This is a genomic window from Cryobacterium sp. N19, assembly GCF_002929595.1.
GTDB lineage: Bacteria > Actinomycetota > Actinomycetes > Actinomycetales > Microbacteriaceae > Cryobacterium > Cryobacterium flavum.
Window position 1 is genome coordinate 1 of the sequence record NZ_PJJR01000001.1, and the last position, 1,009, is coordinate 1,009.

At 66.8% G+C, this 1,009-nt stretch carries 2 protein-coding genes; both read right to left on the reverse strand.

Features of this window, described 5'->3' with window-relative positions; genetic code table 11:
* On the reverse strand, positions 1-632 hold a 632-nt coding region (locus CXY78_RS00005; protein WP_104087421.1), incomplete at its 3' end, for a dihydrofolate reductase family protein.
* A 1-nt stretch (position 633) separates the two neighbouring features.
* Positions 634-972 carry a helix-turn-helix transcriptional regulator gene (locus tag CXY78_RS00010; RefSeq protein ID WP_104087422.1) on the reverse strand — a complete coding sequence of 113 codons (339 nt, stop codon included), beginning with the start codon at positions 970-972 and terminating at the stop codon, positions 634-636.
* Positions 973-1,009 lie beyond the last annotated feature (37 nt).

Sequence of the window (1,009 nt, forward strand, 5' to 3'; positions counted from 1 at the left end):
ACGTGGATCGTGCCACTCTCGGCCACTTCCGTTGTTACCGTGTGGGTGAGGTCGAGGCTGGGCAGGTCGTCCCACAGTCGAGTGCCCCGGCCGAGGAGGATCGGGGCGACCATGAGGTGCAAGTGATCGACGAGGCCGGCGCGCAGGAAGTCGCGCGCGGTGCCGACTCCACCGCCGACGCGCACGTCCAGGCCGCCGGCAGCCTCGGTCGCCTCCGCGAGCACGTCCTCGATTGCTGCGTTGCGGAAGTGGAACGTTGTTCCGCCCTTCATCGGGATCGACGGACGCGGTGCGGTGTGGGTGAGGACGTAGACCGGGGTGCCGAACGGCGGCTGGTCACCCCACCAGCCCTTCCAATCCGGATCGTCGGGAAACGAGTGCAGGCCGAACATGGTCGCGCCCATGATCTCGGCGCCGACGCCCTCGAAGAACGCGGCCGCGTAGGAGTCGTCGATTTCGGTCGTGCCGGTGCCGCTGGTGTCGCCGAAGACGCGCTCGTGGAACGTGCGGGTCGCGGCGTAGGCTGCAGTGAGGCGCCCCCAGTCCTCACCCATTGGATTTTCGGGGGCGTGGTCGGTCGTCGAGGTGTAGCCGTCCAGCGAGATGAACAGGTCGATGCGAACGCGGGTCATGTCAGGTTTCCTTCGGGGTTGTGCAGGTCATGTGGATGCCGAGCCGGTCGGCTTGGTGTTCGGCGGGGGTTCGTTGCTCGCCGAGCCACCGGTGTAGGACGTCGAGGGCGCCCGGTCGCAGGCTCATGGTGCGGACGCGCCCATGCTTCTGTGACGTGACCAGTCGCGCGTTCTCGAGGACGCGCAGGTGCTGCATGAGCGACGGCAAGGCCATCGAGAACGGTGCCGCGAGTTCGGACACGACGGCGGGGGACTTCGCCAACCGTTCCACGACGGCTCGGCGCGTCGGATCCGCGAGAGCGCGGAGCACGGCATCGAGCTCGTCGCGATACTTAGGCACATACCTAATTATTCTTGAAGGGCAGGGATTCGTCAAC